General features: G+C 60.8%; 18 protein-coding genes. 16 read left to right on the top strand and 2 right to left on the bottom strand.

The window, feature by feature from the left end; translation table 11 throughout:
• Positions 1–134: 134 nt before the first annotated feature.
• The 5 genes from BLR16_RS13855 to BLR16_RS13835 all read left to right on the top strand — a co-directional run bounded on the left by BLR16_RS13855 (position 135) and on the right by BLR16_RS13835 (position 6,548).
• A complete protein-coding gene (locus tag BLR16_RS13855; RefSeq protein ID WP_092194321.1) occupies positions 135–2,939 on the top strand; it encodes a DUF2339 domain-containing protein in 2,805 nt (934 codons plus the stop codon).
• A gap of 26 nt (positions 2,940–2,965) precedes the next feature.
• Positions 2,966–4,315: a DUF3999 domain-containing protein gene (locus tag BLR16_RS13850; RefSeq protein ID WP_003365943.1), complete on the top strand. Its 1,350-nt coding sequence runs from the start codon at positions 2,966–2,968 to the stop codon at positions 4,313–4,315.
• 134 nt (positions 4,316–4,449) lie between these two features.
• Positions 4,450–5,460 (top strand): class 1 fructose-bisphosphatase, encoded by a 1,011-nt coding sequence (locus BLR16_RS13845; RefSeq protein ID WP_003341445.1) that lies wholly within the window; start codon positions 4,450–4,452, stop codon positions 5,458–5,460.
• Between the two features lie 251 nt (positions 5,461–5,711).
• A complete protein-coding gene (gene bamE / locus BLR16_RS13840) occupies positions 5,712–5,966 on the top strand; it encodes an outer membrane protein assembly factor BamE domain-containing protein (RefSeq protein ID WP_003403102.1) in 255 nt (84 codons plus the stop codon).
• Positions 5,967–5,969: 3 nt separating this feature from the next.
• On the top strand, positions 5,970–6,548 hold the full coding sequence (locus BLR16_RS13835; RefSeq protein WP_003365938.1) for a lipocalin family protein: 579 nt from the start codon (positions 5,970–5,972) through the stop codon (positions 6,546–6,548).
• Positions 6,549–6,637: 89 nt separating this feature from the next.
• Here BLR16_RS13835 and BLR16_RS13830 read toward each other — a convergent pair whose 3' ends face one another.
• Positions 6,638–8,002 carry a formimidoylglutamate deiminase gene (locus BLR16_RS13830; protein WP_003365936.1) on the bottom strand — a complete coding sequence of 455 codons (1,365 nt, stop codon included), beginning with the start codon at positions 8,000–8,002 and terminating at the stop codon, positions 6,638–6,640.
• Positions 8,003–8,206: 204 nt separating this feature from the next.
• On the opposite strand from BLR16_RS13830, the gene hutC reads away from it, so the two are divergent.
• The 6 genes from hutC (at position 8,207) to BLR16_RS13800 (ending at position 12,749) form a co-directional block, all read left to right on the top strand.
• A complete protein-coding gene (gene hutC, locus BLR16_RS13825) occupies positions 8,207–8,917 on the top strand; it encodes a histidine utilization repressor (protein ID WP_161420743.1) in 711 nt (236 codons plus the stop codon).
• On the top strand, positions 8,914–9,510 hold the full coding sequence (locus BLR16_RS13820) for a HutD/Ves family protein (protein ID WP_074806644.1): 597 nt from the start codon (positions 8,914–8,916) through the stop codon (positions 9,508–9,510). The genes hutC and BLR16_RS13820 overlap by 4 nt, the downstream gene beginning before the upstream one ends.
• A 49-nt stretch (positions 9,511–9,559) precedes the next feature.
• A complete protein-coding gene (gene nhaA / locus BLR16_RS13815) occupies positions 9,560–10,735 on the top strand; it encodes a Na+/H+ antiporter NhaA (RefSeq protein WP_003432334.1) in 1,176 nt (391 codons plus the stop codon).
• 105 nt (positions 10,736–10,840) lie between these two features.
• Positions 10,841–11,374 carry a DUF3455 domain-containing protein gene (locus BLR16_RS13810; protein ID WP_003365928.1) on the top strand — a complete coding sequence of 178 codons (534 nt, stop codon included), beginning with the start codon at positions 10,841–10,843 and terminating at the stop codon, positions 11,372–11,374.
• A gap of 104 nt (positions 11,375–11,478) precedes the next feature.
• Positions 11,479–12,045, top strand: a complete 567-nt coding sequence (locus BLR16_RS13805; protein WP_003365926.1) for a sigma-70 family RNA polymerase sigma factor — start codon at positions 11,479–11,481, stop codon at positions 12,043–12,045.
• Positions 12,042–12,749 carry an anti-sigma factor gene (locus BLR16_RS13800; RefSeq protein ID WP_044308739.1) on the top strand — a complete coding sequence of 236 codons (708 nt, stop codon included), beginning with the start codon at positions 12,042–12,044 and terminating at the stop codon, positions 12,747–12,749. The genes BLR16_RS13805 and BLR16_RS13800 overlap by 4 nt, the downstream gene beginning before the upstream one ends.
• A gap of 12 nt (positions 12,750–12,761) precedes the next feature.
• Here the strand turns inward: BLR16_RS13800 and epsC are convergent, their stop codons facing one another.
• A complete protein-coding gene (gene epsC, locus BLR16_RS13795) occupies positions 12,762–13,715 on the bottom strand; it encodes a serine O-acetyltransferase EpsC (protein WP_072365110.1) in 954 nt (317 codons plus the stop codon).
• A 197-nt stretch (positions 13,716–13,912) separates the two neighbouring features.
• On the opposite strand from epsC, the gene BLR16_RS13790 reads away from it, so the two are divergent.
• The 5 genes from BLR16_RS13790 (at position 13,913) to BLR16_RS13770 (ending at position 18,638) form a co-directional block, all read left to right on the top strand.
• Positions 13,913–14,911, top strand: coding sequence for a D-cysteine desulfhydrase (locus tag BLR16_RS13790; RefSeq protein WP_003432331.1), 999 nt, complete (start codon positions 13,913–13,915; stop codon positions 14,909–14,911).
• A gap of 220 nt (positions 14,912–15,131) precedes the next feature.
• Positions 15,132–15,929, top strand: a complete 798-nt coding sequence (tcyJ, locus tag BLR16_RS13785; RefSeq protein ID WP_003432330.1) for a cystine ABC transporter substrate-binding protein — start codon at positions 15,132–15,134, stop codon at positions 15,927–15,929.
• Positions 15,926–16,594 (top strand): cystine ABC transporter permease, encoded by a 669-nt coding sequence (tcyL, locus tag BLR16_RS13780; RefSeq protein ID WP_003341471.1) that lies wholly within the window; start codon positions 15,926–15,928, stop codon positions 16,592–16,594. Before tcyJ ends, tcyL begins: the two co-directional genes overlap by 4 nt.
• Positions 16,595–16,597: 3 nt before the next feature.
• Positions 16,598–17,341: an L-cystine ABC transporter ATP-binding protein TcyN gene (gene tcyN, locus BLR16_RS13775; protein WP_080484305.1), complete on the top strand. Its 744-nt coding sequence runs from the start codon at positions 16,598–16,600 to the stop codon at positions 17,339–17,341.
• 577 nt (positions 17,342–17,918) lie between these two features.
• Entirely contained in the window at positions 17,919–18,638 is a 720-nt protein-coding gene (locus BLR16_RS13770; protein WP_092194318.1) for a hypothetical protein, read from the top strand.
• The last annotated feature ends 282 nt before the right edge of the window (positions 18,639–18,920 follow it).

Below are 18,920 nucleotides of genomic sequence, written 5' to 3'. Positions count from 1 at the left end.
ACAAGCGCCACGAGGATCTGTCTCAGTCCTGCAGAGACTCTGGTGCCCCCGGCATAAAACATTACAAACGATGTCCGCCCGCCCCTATATACTGCGCTCGATGAACCTTCACACATCGAAAAGGATGTCGTCGCGTGCTTTGGATTTGTCTGGTGTTGGGCGGCGCTGCGCTGGGCTATTCGCTGAGTTATGACGAGTGGGCCGGTGCACTGATTGGTGCAGTCATGGGCTGGGCCGTGTGGGCCGGCATTCGCGTGCGCGTGCTTGGCAGGCAATCGGCTGATCAGCAGCAACAACTGCTCGCAAACCGCAAATCCCTCGACGCCCTTCAACAGCGCCTGAGCGCACTCGAACGTCAGTCCGCGCCTGGCGTACCGCCTGCGCAGGACGCTGCGCCGCTTCCACTCGATGCGATCATTGTCGAAGCACCCGGCGACGGCCCCGAGCTGATCTGGGACCTGCCGGACGAAGCGCCGCAGGTAACAACACCTGTCGAGCCCGCCCCGCCGATACACGAGCCAACCAACACAGCAAAAACCAACCCGCTGGACAGCGCGATCAACGCCGCAAAAGACTGGCTGTTGGGCGGGAATACAGTGCTGCGCGTGGGTGTCGTGGTGCTGTTCCTCGGCCTGGCGTTTTTGCTGCGCTATGCCACTGAGGGCATGGTCGTGCCGCTTGAAGCACGCTACGCCGCAGTCGCCGCCAGTGCGCTGGCCCTGCTCGGTCTGGGCTGGTGGCTGCGCAGGCGCAACGGTCCTTACGCCTTGATGCTGCAAGGCGCAGGCGTTGGGGTGCTGTACCTGACCGTGTTCGCCGCGATGAAACTGCACACCCTGCTGGACCCGACGCTGGGCTTCGCGCTGCTGGTCGCAATCACCAGCTTCTCAGCCATTCTGGCGCTGACGCAGGATTCGCTGGCACTCGCCTGCGCTGGCGCGCTCGGCGGCTTCGCGGCACCGTTGCTGGCCTCGACCGGGCAAGGTAGCCATATCTCGCTGTTCAGTTACTTTGCCCTGCTCAATGCGGGCATCATCGCCATCGCCTGGTTCAAGGCCTGGCGCACGCTCAACCTGATCGGCTTCTTCGGCACTTTCGGCATCGGCTTCGCCTGGGGCCTGCAGGCTTACACTCCGGCATTGTTCTGGAGCACCGAGCCCTTTCTGATGGTGTTCTTCCTGATGTATCTGGCCATCGGCCTGCTGTTTGCCCGCCGCAAACTGCTCGAACTGGACAGCGCGCCACCTGACCATACTCGCGAAGCCATGCTGCGCTGGGCTGCGCGTCAGGGCGATTACGTCGACGGCACGTTGTTGCTGGGCACGCCGATAGTCGGCTTCGGCCTGCAATATGCGCTCGTCGAGCATTTGGAATTCGGCGCTGCGTTCAGCGCGCTTGGGTTGGGCTTGATCTACATGGCGCTGGCACGCTGGCTGGCAGCACGTGCACCGGGCCAAACCGCCTTGCTGATGGAAACCTGCCTGGCGCTGGGCGTGGTGTTTGCCACACTGGCGATCCCGTTGGGCCTGGGTTCTCAGTGGACGACGAGCGCGTGGGCCGTGGAAGGCGCGGCGATTTTCTGGCTGGGTTTGCGGCAGCAGCGCAAGCTGGCACAGGCTTTCGGCCTGCTGCTGCAACTGTGCGCCAGCGTGATGTTGATCAATGCGTCAGGCAGCGCCGACTCGGCTGACGACTACTGGACGCCGATGATCCTGGCCATCGGTGCGCTGGTCAGTGCCTGGAGTGCGTACCGCTTCAACACCCTGACCCTTATCGATCAAAAAGTCGCCAGAACCGTACTGACCGTATGGGGTGCGATCTGGTGGTCGGTTTCATTGATCAGCGTCGTGCAGTTGTACGTTCCCATTGGAGTGCAGACGTCTGTGCTGTTGATCGCCGCCGCGCTCAGCGTGGCAATCTGGACAGTGCTGTCCGTACGCTTGCGCTGGCCAGACCTCGCCGCGCTGTGCAGCACGCTTACGCCCGTCAGCGCAGCATTACTGTTGGGTTCGCTGAGTGAGCATTACCACCCCGCCGCCCACTGGGGCTGGCTGGCCTGGATGGTGGTGTTCGCCGTGCACCTGCTGACTCTGCGCTATCTGGCAGACCGGCAGCCCATCCTCGCACGACGTGTCGCTCACACCGCGGGCTGCCTGCTGATCATCGCCGTGCTGGCCCTGGAACTGCGCTTCGGCCTGCTGCAACTGTCAGAACATTACAACGCCTGGCGATGGCTGGGCTGGGCGATTCTGCCGAGCCTGTTCCTGCTGGCGATGAGCTCGGCGCGCCAATGGCCGTGGCCGGTAAAAGCCTGCCCCGAAGCCTATCACCTCGGTGCCGCTGCGCCGCTGGCGGTGTTGATGCTGGCGTGGTTCTGGCTGGCGAATACCTTGAGCGACGGCGCAGCGGAACCACTGCCGTATATCCCGCTGTTCAACCCGCTGGAAATCGGTTTGCTATTGTCACTGGCAGGGGTCTGCCTGTGGCTGCGCAAACAGGTCATGCGCCTTGGTAACGCTGCCTTGCTGGTGGCTGGCGCCTCGCTGTTCGCGCTGGTCACGGCAATGGTCATGCGCACGGCGCATCATTGGGCTGATGTGCCATGGAACACCGGGTTGCTGCTCGACTCGATGCGCGTCCAGGCCGGGTTGTCGATAGTCTGGACGCTGATGGCACTGGCCCTGATGATCGGCGGTCACATGCGCTCCAACCGCCAGCTGTGGCTGGGCGGAGCAGCGTTGATCGGGATGGTGGTGGTCAAGCTGTTCTTCGTCGAGCTGAGCAATCGTGGCGGCATGGAGCGCATCGTCTCGTTCATCGGTGTTGGCATTTTGCTATTGGTGGTGGGATATTTCGCACCATTACCGCCGAAACACTCTGCCACAGAGGCCGGCGAAGAACCCGGCCCAGGCTCGACTGCCGCGCCGGACACGCTATGAGGAAACCGTTCTTGAGTCATCCTGCCATGAAGATCGCCGTGCTTGGCCTGGCCTTGTGCACGGCGATAACCGCCCTCGCTCAGGACAAACCGGCGGACTTTGCCAGCCAGACGCCGCTGAGCCTGAGCGGCGAAGGGCCGTGGTATCGCATCGAGTTGCCGCTTGCCGTCCAGTTGAATGCCCGGCAGACCGATCTGAGCGATGTACGTGTGTTCAATGCCGAGGGCCAGACGCAGGCTTACTCGATCACGCCGCGCCAACCCGCCCCCGAACAAGAGCCGGTGCCGATTGAGGTCAACTGGTTCGCCCTGTACAGCACACAGGAATCAGCCGACGCCGCGCCGGTCATCCGTATCGAGCGCTCCAGCAACGGCAGCGTGATCGAGGTCCAGCCACAAAGCGATATCGAAGCGGGCGAAGAAGTGCTGCGCGGCTGGTTGCTGGACACCAGCGCAATCAAGGCACCGCTGGAGCAGTTGGTTATCGACTGGAGCACCGAGCGGGAGGGCTTCCAGAACTTCAGCATCGAAGCCAGTGATGACCTGCAGCACTGGCGCAACTGGGGCGAGGGACAGGTTGCACGGCTGTCGTTTGCCGACGAAGTGGTCGAACAGCGCGAAGTCGGCCTGCCCGGCCAGAGCGCGCGCTATCTGCGCCTGCTGTGGCATTCCCCGCACAGTGCGCCGCTGCTGATCTCTGCGCACCTGCTGAGTGCCAGCAGCGACACTCCAGCCACGCCGCTGACCTGGTCGCCACCGGTCAAGGGCAGCGTCGAAAGCCCCAACGAGTATGTCTGGCAACTGCCCACCGGCTTGCCGATAGGCCGCGTCAGGATCGACATCACCCAGCCCAACAGCCTGGCACCGGCGACGCTCTACGGCCGGCTCGATGCCGGGCAGCCCTGGCAGCCAATCAGCAGCGGCCTGCTGTATCGGTTGTCGCAGAACAACAGCGATGTCCTGCAGGACCAGTTGCAATTGTCCGGACGCATCGTTCGGCAGCTCAAGCTGGTGGTGGATGATCGCGGCGGCGGACTGGGCAGTGAAGCGCCGCAGTTGAGTGTGGCCGTGCCTGCCACGGAGGTGGTGTTCCTGGCGCGCGGTAACGGGCCCTTCACCCTGGCAATCGGCAACCCAAGCGTCAAGGCTGCCAACCTGTCGCTGGCCACGCTGATTCCCGACCTGAGCCCGGAGAAGCTCGCGACTCTCGGCACAGCAAGCCCGGCCACGGCTACCGTGGCCAACATGGCCGCTGCGCCGATCGCCGTGCAACAAACTACTGACTTCAAACGCCTGGGGCTTTGGGCCCTTCTGCTGCTTGGCGTGGTGTTCCTTGGCTGGATGGCATTCAGCACGCTGCGCGCTGCAAAACGCTAAAACGGGCGGCCTGTCAGGTGCGGTTCGCCTGACATCTGAACTGAAACAGTCTTAAGCCAGTCTCATAGCAGTATTACGTCGCCACTCGCGTTAAACTGCGCGGGTTTTCATACCCCCTATTTTCGGAGCTATCCATGTCCCGCGTTACACTAAGTCGTTACTTGATTGAGCAGACTCGCAGCAACAACACCCCTGCCGATCTGCGCTTCCTGATCGAAGTTGTGGCGCGCGCATGCAAGGAAATCAGCCACGCCGTCTCCAAGGGCGCGCTGGGTGGCGTACTGGGCAGCATGGGCACCGAAAACGTGCAGGGCGAAGTGCAGAAAAAGCTCGATGTGATCTCCAACGAGATTCTGCTCGAAGCCAACGAATGGGGCGGTCACCTGGCCGGCATGGCTTCCGAAGAAATGGACAACGCCTACCAGATCCCGGGCAAATACCCGAAGGGTGCCTACCTGCTGGTTTTCGACCCATTGGACGGCTCGTCGAACATCGACATCAACGCACCGGTCGGCACGATCTTCTCGGTACTGCGCTGCCCGAACGAATACCTGAGCCAGAACGAAGCGCTGAATGAAAAGGCCTTCCTGCAGCCAGGCACCGAACAGGTCGCCGCCGGTTACGCCATCTACGGTCCGCAAACCATGCTGGTCCTGACCCTGGGCGATGGCGTGAAAGGCTTCACCCTGGACCGTGAAATGGGCAGCTTCGTGCTGACTCACGAAGACATCACCATCCCGGAGTCCACTCAGGAGTTCGCGGTCAACATGTCCAACCAGCGTCACTGGGAAGCCCCGGTACAGCGCTACGTGAGCGAGCTGCTGGCCGGTGAAGACGGTCCGCTGAAAAAGAACTACAACATGCGCTGGGTCGCGGCGATGGTTGCCGACGTGCACCGTATTCTGACCCGTGGCGGCCTGTTCATGTACCCGCGCGACAGCCGCGAGCCTTCCAAGCCGGGCAAGCTGCGCCTGATGTACGAAGCCAACCCGATGTCCTTCCTGGTAGAACAGGCTGGCGGCGCGTCCACCGACGGCCATCAGCGCATTCTCGACATTCAGCCTGAAGGCCTGCACCAGCGCGTAGCGGTGTACCTGGGTTCCAAGGAAGAAGTCGAGCGCGCCACCGCGTATCACAAGGCGTAAGACGCCTTCTGCACCGGCAGTGATCGGGCCATGCTCGATCACTGCCGAGTGAGCCAATGCTCGGAAACACGAGCAGTCAGCCATTCGCTCAGCGCCGTCTGCGGGCCAACTATCTGATCCTCGGCACAAATCCTTGCGCCGTCCGGGAACCAGAGTCCCTTTTTCTCTTCTAAGCTTGCGGTACTGCGCCAGCGCCAGACTGCACAGGCTTGCACTGCGACGCGACCCCCTTCCGTTCAGGAGCTACATCCATGTCCTTGCGTTCTGTCGCGTTACTCTCGTTCTGCGTCCTGCTGGCTGCCTGCAGCAAGATCACTCAGGAAAACTATTCCAAACTGTCCGCTGGCATGCCCAAGGCTCAAGTCGAGTCCTTGCTGGGCAGCCCGACGGAATGTTCCGGTGCCTTGGGCATGTCGAGCTGCACCTGGGGCGACCAGAACACCTTTATCAGCGTGCAGTACGCAGCGGACAAGGTGGTGCTGTTCTCGGGTCAGGGTCTGAAATAACCCATGATCAAGGTACTGGTACGTTTTGGAATTTGTGTCATGGCCAGCTTTTTGGCCATCGGTTTTGCCCACTCGGCTGACAACCTCGAGCCAAAGACTGTAGGTAGCGTCGACCTCAAGCAGTATCAGGGTACCTGGTACGAGATCGCCCGCTTGCCGATGTTTTTCCAGCGCAAGTGCGCTCAGTCCGAGGCGCGTTACACGCTCAAGGACGACGGCAACATCGCAGTGACCAACCGCTGCCGCACGATTGAAGGCAAGTGGGAAGAAGCAACGGGTACGGCTTCGCCGCAGGTTGCGGGCAAGACCGACAAGCTGTGGGTTGTGTTCGACAACTGGTTCTCGCGCCTGCTGCCCAGCGTCGCCAAGGGTGATTACTGGATTCTGGACGTCAGCGAAGGCTACCGTACCGCCGTGGTCGGCAACCCGGATCGCAAATACCTGTGGCTGCTGTCGCGTACACCGACCGTCTCCGCATCGGTCAGGGAAGACATGCTGAGCAAGGCCCGCCAGCAAGGCTACGACACCTCACGCCTGATCTGGCGCGAGGATGACTCGAAGATCGGCAAGGGCGAGAAGTAACCAGGCTGGAACAAGCGTCCGCAAGAACACTATCGTGCCCATGCTCCGCGTGGGCACGCCGTTCTGGACGCTCTGCGTCCTCTCTTGCATCAGCCGAGCAATTCCCTCAACACCTGCGCGAACTCGCGGTTGCTTTGTTGTTCTGCGGCGTGTCGCCCCTCACGTATGACCCATCGCCCGTTGACCGCCACGTCGCGGATCTGCCGGTCGCTGCCGGCGAACAGCCAGCGATTGAGGATGGCGTCTTCCGAGGCCGTGGCGATGTACGGGTCATTGCCATCCAGCACCAGCCAGTCGGCGCGTTGACCCACTTGCAGCGTACCAATCTGCTGCCCCAATGCCTGCGCGCCACCGGCAAGTGCAGCGTCATATAGCGTGCGGCCAACCATGGGCTGATCGCTGCGATACAGCCGGTTGCGGCGCTGATCGCGCAGACGCTGGCCGTATTCCAGCCAGCGCAGTTCCTCGACCACACTGAGCGAGACGTGACTGTCCGAGCCGATTCCCCAGCGACCGCCCTGAGCAATGTAGTCCACCGCCGGAAAGATCCCGTCGCCGAGGTTGGCCTCGGTGGTCAGGCATAACCCGGCCACCGCGCCGCTTTGCGCCATCAGAGCCACTTCATCCGCCTCGGCATGGGTCGCATGGACCAGGCACCAGCGGTTATCCACAGGCACGTTTTCATACAGCCATTGCAACGGGCGCCGACCGCTCCAGCTCAGGCAGTCATCGACTTCCTTCTGCTGCTCCGCGATATGAATATGCACCGGACACTGCCGGTCGCTGGCCGCCAGCACCTCACTGATCTGCTGCGGCGTCACCGCGCGCAGCGAGTGGAAGCAAAGACCGAGTTGCTGGGCAGGCTGAGCCGCCAGAACCGGACGCAGACGAGCCTGCACATCCAGATAGCTGTCGGTACTGTGGATAAAACGCCGCTGGCCTTCGTTGGGTGCCTGCCCGCCAAAGCCGGAATGGCTGTACAGCACCGGCAGCAAGGTCAGGCCGATACCGACCGAACCGGCCGCCTGGCTGATCTGCAGCGCGAGCTCGGCAGGATCGGCATAGGGCTTGCCGTCACTGTCCTGATGCACGTAATGAAATTCGGCCACCGAGGTGTAGCCGCCCTTGAGCATCTCGATGTACAGCTGACGAGCGATAACGCCCAACTGCTGCGGGCTGATGCGCCCCACCAGGCGATACATGAGATCGCGCCAGGTCCAGAAACTGTCGTTGGGGTTGCCGGCCACTTCCGCAAGCCCGGCCATTGCACGCTGGAACGCGTGGGAGTGCAGGTTAGGCATGCCAGGCAGCAAAGGCCCGCTGACTTTCTCGGCGCCCTGCTGAGCGGCATCGGCCTCGACGCGGGTCAAAATACCGTCCTGACTGACCTCCAGACGCACATTGCTGGCCCAGCCGTCGGGGAGTAACGCGCGCTCGGCAAAGAAGGCTGACATTGACTTCACACCTCATCACTGTAATTTGTATATACATATACAGACGTTTCAGCGACCGGTAAACCGCCTGCACGCTTGCCGAGCAGCAGGTTAATGGTTAGCGTGAGCGCTTTGCAGCGTCTGAATGCGCTCGAAAACACCGTCTCGAACAACAAGGACTCCCACGTGTCGACTCCGCCCGCCGCTTCTTCCCTGGCAGCCCAGATGGGCGAAAGTCCCGCACCCTTGTACGCCCGCGTGAAACAGATGATCGCTCTGCAGATTCAGAACGGCACCTGGCCGCCGCATCATCGTGTGCCGTCCGAAAGCGAACTGGTGACGCAACTGGGCTTCAGCCGCATGACCATAAACCGGGCACTGCGCGAGCTGACCGCCGAGGGCCTGCTGGTGCGCATGCAGGGCGTCGGCACCTTTGTCGCCGAGCCCAAGAGCCAGTCGGCGCTGTTCGAAGTGCATAACATTGCCGACGAGATTGCCGCGCGCGGCCATCGCCACACGTGCAAGGTCATGGTCCTCAAGGAGGAAGCCGCTGGCTCCGAGCGCGCCCTGGCGCTGGACATGCGCGAAGGCCAGCGGGTTTTCCACTCGCTGATCGTGCATTACGAGAACGACATCCCGGTGCAGATCGAGGACCGCTTCGTGAACGCCCAAGTCGCTCCGGACTACCTCCGGCAGGACTTTACCCTGCAGACGCCTTACGCCTACCTCTCGCAGGTTGCGCCGCTCACCGAAGGCGAGCATGTGGTCGAGGCGATTCTCGCCGAAGCCGATGAATGCAGGCTGTTGCAGATTGAGGCGGGGGAGCCCTGCCTGCTGATTCGCCGTCGGACCTGGTCTGGTCGTCAGCCGGTTACCGCTGCGCGCCTGATCCACCCCGGCTCCCGTCATCGCCTGGAAGGACGCTTTACCAAATGAACCAGACCCGCATTTTGCGCGCCGTCGACTACCCGCGCATGCCGTGGAAAAACGGCGGTGGCAGCACGGAAGAGATCGCTCGCGACGCCGGCCAGGATCTGGACGGTTTCGGTTGGCGGCTGTCGATTGCCGACATCGAAACCTCGGGCGGCTTTTCGGTGTTCGCCGGTTATCAACGCATCATCACCGTCCTGCAGGGCACGGGCATGACGCTGGACGTGGATGGTCTGAGCAGTCGTCCGCTGCTGCCATCGGACCCGTTCGCATTCAGCGGTGACAGCCAGGTCAATTGCACCTTGCTGGACGGGCCGATTCGCGATTTCAACCTGATCTACGCCCCACACCGCTACACTGCACGTCTGCACTGGATAGACGTGCGTCACCCGCAACGCTTGTTCAGCTCTGCCAGCACCCTGGTGCTGTTCAGTATGGCCGAGCAAGTGGCGATCAGCGTCGACAACCAGCCGTGGGAAATTCTTGGCAAACACGATTGCGCTCAGGTGGACAATGCTGGCGGTCTGCTCGAAGTCGAACTGCAATCGCCTCGCGCCAGCCGTTGCTGCCTGATCGAGCTCACTGCCACAGGCCAGTAACCGCATTCCTGGCATTACGATAAAAAAGTGCTTCGTTTCAAGGACAACCATGACTCAAGTTCCGAACCGGGAAACGCCCAGAGGCATTGCCGTCCTCGCACGCTTCCTCGCCTCCGAATCAGCTGGCGGCATCGTGTTGATGGCCGCTGCGCTGGCGGCATTGATCGTTGCCAACTCGCCTCTTTCTGCCGGCTATTTCTCGATCCTGCACAGCGTCTGGCTGGGCCTCTCGGTCGAGCTGTGGATCAACGACGGGCTGATGGCGATCTTCTTCCTGATGGTCGGCCTGGAGATCAAACGTGAAGTCCTCGCCGGTGGTCTGGCGACCTGGGGGCAACGAGCCCTGCCCGGCTTTGCAGCGGCAGGCGGCATGCTCGTGCCTGCGCTGATCTACATCGCGATCAATTGGGGCAATCCGCAGACCCTGAGCGGCTGGGCGATCCCGGCAGCCACCGACATCGCCTTTGCTCTCGGCGTGCTGTCGCTGCTCGGCAATCGGGTGCCGACCTCGCTGAAGGTGTTTCTGGCCGCGCTGGCGATCCTCGACGATCTGGGCGCCGTGACGATCATCGCCTTCTTCTACAGCTCCGGTCTGAACCTGCCGATGCTGGCTGCCGCTTTCGTGACCTTGGCGGTGCTGATCGTCATGAATCGTTTGAACGTGCGCCGTCTGTTGCCTTATCTGCTGCTCGGCGCGCTGCTGTGGTTCTTCGTCCTGCAATCGGGTGTGCATGCCACGCTGGCCGGTGTCGCCCTGGCGCTATGCATCCCGATGGGCAAGCCCGAGGAAGAAGCCCGCTCGCCACTGCTGTTCCTCGAAGAAAAGATGCACTACTGGGTGGCCTTCGCCGTGGTGCCGATCTTTGGTTTTGCCAATGCGGGCGTGTCGCTGGCCGGCATTACCCTGGGCAACCTGGTCGATCCTGTGCCGCTGGGCGTTGCGCTGGGGCTGTTCGTGGGCAAGCAGATCGGCGTGTTTCTCGCCGCTGTGCTGGCCATACGCGCCGGGCTGGCGGTGTTGCCGGAGGGCAGCAACTGGGTGCAACTGTACGGCGTGGCGATTCTGTGCGGCATCGGTTTCACCATGAGCCTGTTCATCGGCAACCTGGCGTTCCCCGGCTCGCAACACCTGATCGACGAGGTGAAGGTCGGCGTACTGATCGGCTCGGGTCTGGCCGCGATTGCCGGGATTGTGCTGCTGCGCAGCCGTTTCAGCCGGCGCTGAAAAAATATTTTCAAATCACTGCATCCAGATGGGTTTCTCGCGGGTAGTACATTCAGCAGCCACTTCGAGTTGCTGAGCGCGGTTAAACCTTCTGGAGATTTCTGCATGAACGCAAAACGCTTGCTCTGCCTTGCTGGTACTACTCTGGCCTTCACTTGCCTGTCGTCCGTTGCCATGGCTCAGACCGACCTCCCCGAAAGCGTCCGTGTGCCGGCTGGCAACAAGGTCGGCATGCAAACCACCGGGGTTGGCGAGATCACCTACGAGTGCCGCGCCAAGGCCAACATGCCCAACGAAATGGAGTGGGCGTTCGTCGGTCCCAAAGCAGTGCTCAACGACAAGAGCGGCAAACAGGTCGGCACCTACTACGGCCCACCTGCCACCTGGGAAGCCAAAGACGGTTCCAAAATAACCGGCACTCAAGTCGCCGTGGCCCCTTCGAGCGCTGGCAACCTGCCGTACCAGCTGGTCAAGGCCAACCCGGCCGAAGGCAAAGGCGCCATGACTGGCGTCACGTACATTCAGCGTGTAGCCCTGAAAGGCGGCGTTGCCCCGGCCAAAGCCTGCGCAGAGAGCAACAAGGGCGCGAAGGAAGTGGTCAAGTATCAGGCCGACTACCTGTTCTGGACCGCGAGCTGATAGCCATCATTCACCGGGTGACTGCGCAGCCAGTGGTCTATGCTGCTGCGCGGGAGCCTCGTGATGTCAACGAGGCAGTAGTCTTGCATTGATGGCGGATCATCTTGTCTTCGCACGAATCTCTCTTTGATTACGAAGCGACGTTGCAGGCCTGCGCTCGCGGTGAAAAGCAGGCCTTGCAGCGTCTCTATCAACAGGAAAGCGCCCGGTTGCTCGGCGTCGCTCAGCGCTTGGTGCGTGACCGCGCGCTGGCCGAAGACATCGTGCATGACGCGTTCCTGAAAATCTGGTCCCACGCGGCCAGCTTCGATGCCTCGCGTGGTTCGGCACGTGGCTGGATCTTCAGCGTGACCCGCCACCTGGCGCTCAACACATTGCGCAACACGGCTCGCGAAGTGCGTGTCGAGGACGACGGCAGTGAAGATCATCATGAACAGGCGACACTGGAAGGCTGGCAGGAAATCGGCGATGCCTTCGATTGGCAGGTCAATCCAGGACGGATCACGTCATGCCTGGAGCAGCTGGAGCCGGTAAGACGCAACTGTGTTTTTCACGCGTACGTGGACGGTTATTCGCATCAGGAAATCGCGCAGAAAATTGGCGCGCCATTGGGGACGGTCAAAGCCTGGATCAAGCGTAGCCTGACGGCTTTGCGGGAGTGCATGGGATGACCCGGCCTTTAGACGACAACATTCACGAGCTGGCGGGCGAGTATGTACTCGGCACGCTCTCGGCGCAGAAGCGGCTCGACGTACAGCGTCGCCTGTCGCGCGAGCCCGACCTGCAGGCCGCCGTCGATGCCTGGGAACAGCGTCTGCTGCCCCTGACCGAACTGGCCGAACCGGTGATGCCCTCGCCCGGCCTGTGGGATCGTATCGAACGTAACCTGCTGGACATGACCGCGCCTGCCAGCACGCCGCAAAGACCGCGCGTTCGCTGGTGGGACAACCTGTCGATCTGGCGTGGCCTGGCCGGAGCAGGCCTGGCTGCTTCACTGGTACTGGGCATGACGCTGCTGACCCGCGCACCGGCGCAACCGTCTTATCTGGTGGTCCTCGTAGGACCGCAGGACAAGGCTCCCGGCTGGGTCGTGCAGGCCAGTAACCCGCAGGAAATACAGCTTATCCCGCTGGGCGTGTTCGAGGTTCCGACCGACAAGGCGCTGGAGTTCTGGACCAAGGGTGACGACTGGCAAGGCCCGGTTTCGCTTGGGCTGGTCAAGCCGGGAGAGAGCCTGCATGTGCCGCTGGATAAACTGCCGCCGCTGCAACCCAACCAGTTGTTCGAGCTGACACTGGAGAAATCCACTGGCTCGCCAATCGGCAAACCCACCGGGCCGATTCAGTTCATCGGCCGGGCGGTGAAGGTGATCTGACGCGAAGGTCGCCTACTTGCGGCTGCAGTCGTCCTGTTGCAGCAGGTTGGCCTGGGTCAGGTTGCAGTCTGCCGGTACGCTGCGCGTCAGCCAGACATTGCCGCCGATGGTCGAACCCTTGCCGATGGTGATGCGACCCAGAATGGTCGCACCCGCATAGATCACCACGTCGTCTTCAACGATTGGATGCCGTGCGTGGCCTTTCTGCAACTGACCGTCCTCGTCCGACGGGAAGCGCTTGGCGCCCAGGGTCACGGCCTGATAGATCCGCACCCGCTCGCCGATGATCGCGGTTTCGCCAATCACCACGCCTGTTCCGTGATCGATAAAGAAGCTCGGGCCGATCTGCGCACCCGGATGAATATCGATACCGGTCGCCGAATGGGCGATTTCCGAGCTGATACGCGCCAGCAACGGCAAGCCGGCGCGATAAAGATAATGCGCCAGCCGATGGTGGATCACCGCCAGAATGCCGGGATAGCACAGCAGCACTTCATCGACACTGCGCGCCGCAGGGTCGCCGTGATAGGCGGCCAGCACGTCGGTGTCCAGCAACAGACGAATACCCGGCAGGGCCATGGCGAAACCCTGGATCAGCTCGAGTGCTCGCGCATCGATGCCCTTCAGGTCACCGCCCTGCTGATGGGCCACATAGCGCAATTCAAGCCGGGCCTGAGCCAGCAGTGCGTTGAGCGCCACATCCAGCGTATGGCCGACATAGAAGTCCTCGCTTTCCTCACGCAGGTCCACCGGGCCCAGGCGCATCGGGAACAGTGCGCCGCTCAAGGCTTCAAGAATCTCGCCCATGGCCGCACGCGAAGGCAGCTCACGCCCACCGTGTTCACCGCTCACTCGCCTGTTGCGAGCCCGCCAGTCTTCACGCGCGCTGCGCAACTGGCTGACGATGCGCTGCAACTGCCAGTGGCTGGAGCGGCCGTCGGCGGACGCTTCTGGAATATCGCTCACGCTTGACTCTCCTTGATGTGAAGGGTGGCGACCGACAGTACGGGCCGCTGCTGTTGCCACTCTACGGCAAACATTCAGACGAAAAAAACAACAATTTCTGTCGGAATACGCGAAGAGAGCCGTGCGCACAGATAAGTTGCCGTGCGAGAAACGTCTGCCTATAGTCCGCTGACTCTTTACACGGCTTATCGACCACCATGATCAAAAATCAGCTTGCCCGCTTCAATCGCCTGGACCTGATCAGCGCGCCAACGGCTCTGGAAAAGCTCGAGCGCCTGTCGGTCTGGGCAGATCGTGATATCTACATCAAGCGGGATGACACCACGACGCTGGCCCTGGGCGGCAACAAGGTGCGCAAACTCGAGTACCTGGCCGCCGATGCGCTGGCCCAGGGTGCCGACACACTGATCACCGCCGGGGCCATCCAGTCCAACCATGTCCGCCAGACCGCAGCGCTGGCCGCGCGCCTGGGCCTGGGCTGTGTGGCGCTGCTGGAAAACCCCATCGGCACCGAAGACCCCAGTTACCTGAAAAACGGCAACCGCCTGCTGCTGGAGCTGTTCGATGCCAAGGTCGAGCTGGTGGAAAACCTCGACAACGCCGACGAGCAACTGCACGCCCTGGCAGCACGCCTGCGTTCCAGCGGCAAAAAGCCTTATCTGGTGCCCATCGGTGGCTCGAGCCCGGTGGGGGCGCTGGGTTATGTGCGCGCGGGGCTGGAACTGGCCGAGCAGATCAAGCAGACCGGCATCGAGTTTGCGGCCGTCGTTCTGGCCTCCGGCAGTGCCGGCACGCACAGCGGTCTGGCGCTGGCTCTGGCTCACGAGCTGCCGCAATTGCCGGTCATCGGCGTGACCGTGTCGCGCAGTGAAGAAGCACAGTTGCCCAAGGTTCAGGGCCTGGCCGAGCGCACCGCAGAGTTGCTCGGCGCTCCGTTGCCCCAACACTTCAAGGTCGAACTGTGGGATGAGTATTTCGCGCCACGGTATGGCGAACCGAATGCCGGCACGCTGTCAGCCATCAAGCTGGTGGCCAGCCACGAAGGGCTGTTGCTCGACCCGGTCTACACCGGCAAGGCCATGTCCGGTCTGCTCGATGGTATCGGTCGTCAACGCTTTAACGACGGCCCACTGATCTTTCTGCACACCGGCGGTGCGCCAGCGCTGTTTGCCTATCCGGATGCGTTCGACCAGTGACGTTTCAGCCAACGGGTCCTTTATGCTTTTGTGGAGGGAAAATAACTTTTTTTGTTATTTTTCCTCATAAGCTGATGGCTATATAGTCGCGCCCGGCAGACCACAACGCTTAACCTTACACCTGACGTAACTGCCTGAAAAAAAGCTGAATAATCAGCACGAAGTTGCTTGAGTCGGGTCAGAAAATGGCCAGACACTTCCATACCAACAAGGGGCTTGCATGAACATTTCCGCTATTCGTCGTACGTTTCTTTTCTCGGCAATGGGCTTGATGCTCAATGCCGGTATCGCCGGGCAAGCCATGGCTGGCGAGCAACTGCAGAAAATCAAGGACAGCGGTACGCTCAATGTAGGCCTGGAAGGCACTTACCCACCGTTCAGCTTCGTCGATGAGAGCGGCAAGCTCACCGGCTTCGAAGTCGAGTTTTCCGAAGCGCTGGCCAAGGAACTGGGCGTGAAGGCCAAGATCCAGCCGTCGAAATGGGATGGCATCCTGGCCGCTCTGGACTCCAAGCGTCTGGACGTGGTGATCAACCAGGTGACCATCTCCGACGAGCGCAAGAAGAAGTACGACTTCTCCGAACCCTACACCGTGTCCGGCATTCAGGCGCTGGTTCTGAAGACGAACGAAGACAAGATCAAGACAGCCACAGACCTGACCGGCAAGAAGGTCGGTGTGGGCCTGGGCACCAACTACGAGGAATGGCTCAAGGCGAACGTTCCGGGCGCGATCGTCAAAACCTATGACGATGACCCGAGCAAGATCCAGGACCTGAGTGTAGGTCGTATCGATGCGATCCTCGTTGACCGTCTGGCCGCCCTGGAAATGGCTGCCAAAACGAAAAACAAACTCGTCCCTGCAGGCGACGCATTCTCCCGCCAGGAATCGGGCATTGCCCTGCGCAAAGGCGAGCCTGAATTGCTGGCGGCCATCGACAAGGCCATCGACAAGCTGCGTGCCGACGGTACGCTGAAGAAATTGTCGGAAAAGTACTTCAACGCTGACGTCACCAAATGATTGAAGAGAGCCTTCAGCTCGCGCTGGACTCCGCGCCCTTCCTCCTCAAGGGCGCGTACTACACCGTCTTCCTCAGTATTGGCGGGATGTTTTTCGGTTTGCTGCTGGGCTTCGGCCTGGCCTTGATGCGCCTCTCGCGCATCAAACCGGTGAACTGGATAGCACGCATCTACGTGTCGTTCTTTCGCGGCACGCCCTTGCTGGTGCAGCTGTTCGTGATTTATTACGGCCTGCCGGAGCTGGGTATCCAGCTCGAACCGCTGAGCGCTGCGCTGATCGGTTTTTCCCTGAACATGGCCGCTTACGCCTGCGAAATCCTGCGCGCGGCCATCAGTTCGGTGGAGCGCGGCCAGTGGGAAGCCGCGGCCAGTATCGGCATGACCCGCTGGCAGACCATGCGTCGGGCGATCCTCCCGCAGGCCGCACGCACCGCATTGCCGCCACTGGGCAACAGCTTCATCTCGCTGGTCAAGGACACGGCGCTGGCAGCCACCATCCAGGTGCCGGAGCTGTTCCGTCAGGCGCAGTTGATCACCGCACGCACCTTCGAAATTTTCACCATGTACCTGGCCGCTGCACTGATCTACTGGATCCTTGCCACGGCGCTCTCGCACCTGCAAAACAAGCTGGAAGCCAGGGTCAACCGGCACGATCTGGAGACCTGACACATGATAGTGGTTGAAAAACTCACCAAGGCATTCAAGGGCAATGAGGTGCTCAAGGGCATCGATCTGCGTATCGAAGCCGGGGAAGTGGTGGCCATCATCGGGCCCAGCGGCTCGGGCAAGACCACCCTGCTGCGCTGCCTGAATCTGCTGGAAACGCCTGACAGCGGCAGGATCAAGGTCGGTGACATCGAGATTGATGGCACCCGCTCCATGAACCAGCAACAGGGGTTGATCCGCCAGTTGCGTCAGCAGGTCGGGTTCGTGTTTCAGAACTTCAATCTGTTTCCGCATCGCACCGCACTGGAAAATGTCATCGAAGGTCCGGTGGTGGTCAAGAAGGTGGCCCGCGAAGCCGCCGAGGCGCTGGGCAGAAAGCTGCTCGCCAAGGTCGGCCTGAGCGGCAAGGAAGACGCTTACCCGCGACGCCTTTCCGGCGGGCAGCAACAGCGCGTGGCGATTGCACGGGCGCTGGCGATGGAGCCGCAAGTGATCCTGTTCGACGAGCCGACCTCGGCTCTGGACCCGGAGCTGGTCGGCGAGGTGCTGACCACCATCCGCGCGCTGGCTGAAGAGAACCGCACCATGGTCATCGTCACTCACGAGATGAGCTTTGCCCGGGACGTCGCCAACCGGGTGATCTTCATCGACAAGGGAGTGATCGTGGAGCAAGGCGAAGCCAAGGCGCTGTTCGCCGACCCGAAAGAAGAACGCACCAGGCAGTTTCTTGAGCGTACCCGCTCCTGATCAGGACGATCAGCATCTGCAAAAAGCAGCGTCCATCCAGCGGCGCTGCTTTTTTCTTACATTTCCGGAAGGATTAATCGTTCAATATCCTTGCTGAATTCCCGCGTAATTTCCCGAAAAATCATCGAAATAATAAAATTAGCCCACGTTCTTCCTGCTCCTTGATTCGTAGCCGGGCGCGCCACTGCGCGTCCGTGTTGCCAGACTTTCCCTTCCGGACACTCTGCTGTCGGTTACGGCCTGTTGCCATTGATACTTTGTGGTAGGACGGTTGTTTCGTGAGGAGTCAACGGTTCCAAACACACAGCGTAGGAAGTATCCGGTTTTCAAGTAAACAGTCCTTAAATGCACTTCGCACATTGACAAGTTCCCGCAAAGCCCATTAGCTCACCTACTTCACGCATTTCAGTGGGGCAGTAAAGTTTCAAGCACACCTTTAATACCGTTTGTAATGTTTGCCATAGCTTGGATATTTAAGGTAATTATCCCCCTGCCTGAAACGCACACTTCATTACTTGAACATGACAACTTATGACGATTCTTTACTTGAACCATTGATTATCTGGAGTACCCCGACATGCGTCAAAATACTTGCAACGCCAGCCCCTTGGGCTTGCCTATCCCTTCTGTTCCGCTGGCCAGCCGACATGGCATAGGCGTGAGGAACGCCTCTCAACTCGTTGTTCATGTTGAACCCTATGGCAGCATGGAAGAGGGCGATCTGATCGAACTGTTCTGGGACGGCTGTTACGTCGCGTCAACAATTTTGAAGGCATCCGACGTCGGCAAGCCTGTCGTCCTACGTGTGCCGGAAAGTTTTCTGCAGAATGGCAAGGCGAGAACTTACTACCGGGTCATGAAGATAGGCGGAGTGCCTGTGACCTCGCCCTGCCGCAAGCTATGGGTCAAGCTGAACGCACCGGGAGGGCGGCTGGTCAGCGCCAACACGGAAGAAAACCAGGGGCTGGCGCCACTCTATGTTGCGCCATCGGTCATACGCCACGGACTCTCGCGCAGGCACCTGGAAGGCGGCTTGCCGATGACCATCGAGCCTTATCTGAACATGGCTGTTCACGACGAGATCACCGTGCGCTGGGGTGATCTGCGCATGGACATGCCGCCGCTCACTGCCGACGATATCGGTGAGCCGGTCGACCTGGTCGTACCGCCTGAGTTGATACGCGAAGGCGGAGACGAACAACGGCTGGAAGTGAGTTACTGTGTTATCGACCGGGTGGGCAACAACTCGCTCTGGGCGCCACCCCGAATAATAAGGATCCAACCGCTGGGCCATTGAATGCCTGACGACGGCAAGTCGGACAAACCGCATCACTCGACAATACTGTTCAATGGACAACACCGCACGGACCATTCTAAAAACGAAGCGTTAGTTATTCACGCTCATTACCTGCATTAAACATTGGCCACGCGTGTAAGAAAGTTCAACGTCGCTCCGGCATACGCCGTGTTTCATCCGTACTTGGCTCTGCGCAGACGTCTAACATCGTGCGTTACGCGAGGTGAGGATATGAAGCGGCATTGGCGACTGACAATAACTGTCTATGCTTATTCCAAAAAG

The organism is Pseudomonas sp. BS3767, assembly GCF_900099665.1.
Classification (GTDB): Bacteria; Pseudomonadota; Gammaproteobacteria; order Pseudomonadales; family Pseudomonadaceae; genus Aquipseudomonas; species Aquipseudomonas cerasi.
The sequence above is the reverse complement of the archived record's forward strand: the minus strand, read 5'-3'. Positions and strand labels throughout refer to the sequence as shown.

Excerpts from the sequence above, each read along its gene's own strand:
- BLR16_RS13845 (WP_003341445.1), top strand. The coding sequence starts at position 4,450 with ATGTCCCGCGTTACACTAAGTCGTTACTTGATTGAGCAGACTCGCAGC.
- BLR16_RS13850 (WP_003365943.1), top strand. The coding sequence starts at position 2,966 with ATGAAGATCGCCGTGCTTGGCCTGGCCTTGTGCACGGCGATAACCGCC.
- hutC (WP_161420743.1), top strand. The coding sequence starts at position 8,207 with ATGGGCGAAAGTCCCGCACCCTTGTACGCCCGCGTGAAACAGATGATC.
- bamE (WP_003403102.1), top strand. The coding sequence starts at position 5,712 with ATGTCCTTGCGTTCTGTCGCGTTACTCTCGTTCTGCGTCCTGCTGGCT.
- BLR16_RS13770 (WP_092194318.1), top strand. The coding sequence starts at position 17,919 with ATGCGTCAAAATACTTGCAACGCCAGCCCCTTGGGCTTGCCTATCCCT.
- BLR16_RS13800 (WP_044308739.1), top strand. The coding sequence starts at position 12,042 with ATGACCCGGCCTTTAGACGACAACATTCACGAGCTGGCGGGCGAGTAT.
- tcyL (WP_003341471.1), top strand. The coding sequence starts at position 15,926 with ATGATTGAAGAGAGCCTTCAGCTCGCGCTGGACTCCGCGCCCTTCCTC.
- BLR16_RS13835 (WP_003365938.1), top strand. The coding sequence starts at position 5,970 with ATGATCAAGGTACTGGTACGTTTTGGAATTTGTGTCATGGCCAGCTTT.
- tcyN (WP_080484305.1), top strand. The coding sequence starts at position 16,598 with ATGATAGTGGTTGAAAAACTCACCAAGGCATTCAAGGGCAATGAGGTG.
- BLR16_RS13820 (WP_074806644.1), top strand. The coding sequence starts at position 8,914 with ATGAACCAGACCCGCATTTTGCGCGCCGTCGACTACCCGCGCATGCCG.
- BLR16_RS13790 (WP_003432331.1), top strand. The coding sequence starts at position 13,913 with ATGATCAAAAATCAGCTTGCCCGCTTCAATCGCCTGGACCTGATCAGC.
- tcyJ (WP_003432330.1), top strand. The coding sequence starts at position 15,132 with ATGAACATTTCCGCTATTCGTCGTACGTTTCTTTTCTCGGCAATGGGC.
- nhaA (WP_003432334.1), top strand. The coding sequence starts at position 9,560 with ATGACTCAAGTTCCGAACCGGGAAACGCCCAGAGGCATTGCCGTCCTC.
- BLR16_RS13810 (WP_003365928.1), top strand. The coding sequence starts at position 10,841 with ATGAACGCAAAACGCTTGCTCTGCCTTGCTGGTACTACTCTGGCCTTC.
- BLR16_RS13830 (WP_003365936.1), bottom strand. The coding sequence starts at position 8,002 with ATGTCAGCCTTCTTTGCCGAGCGCGCGTTACTCCCCGACGGCTGGGCC.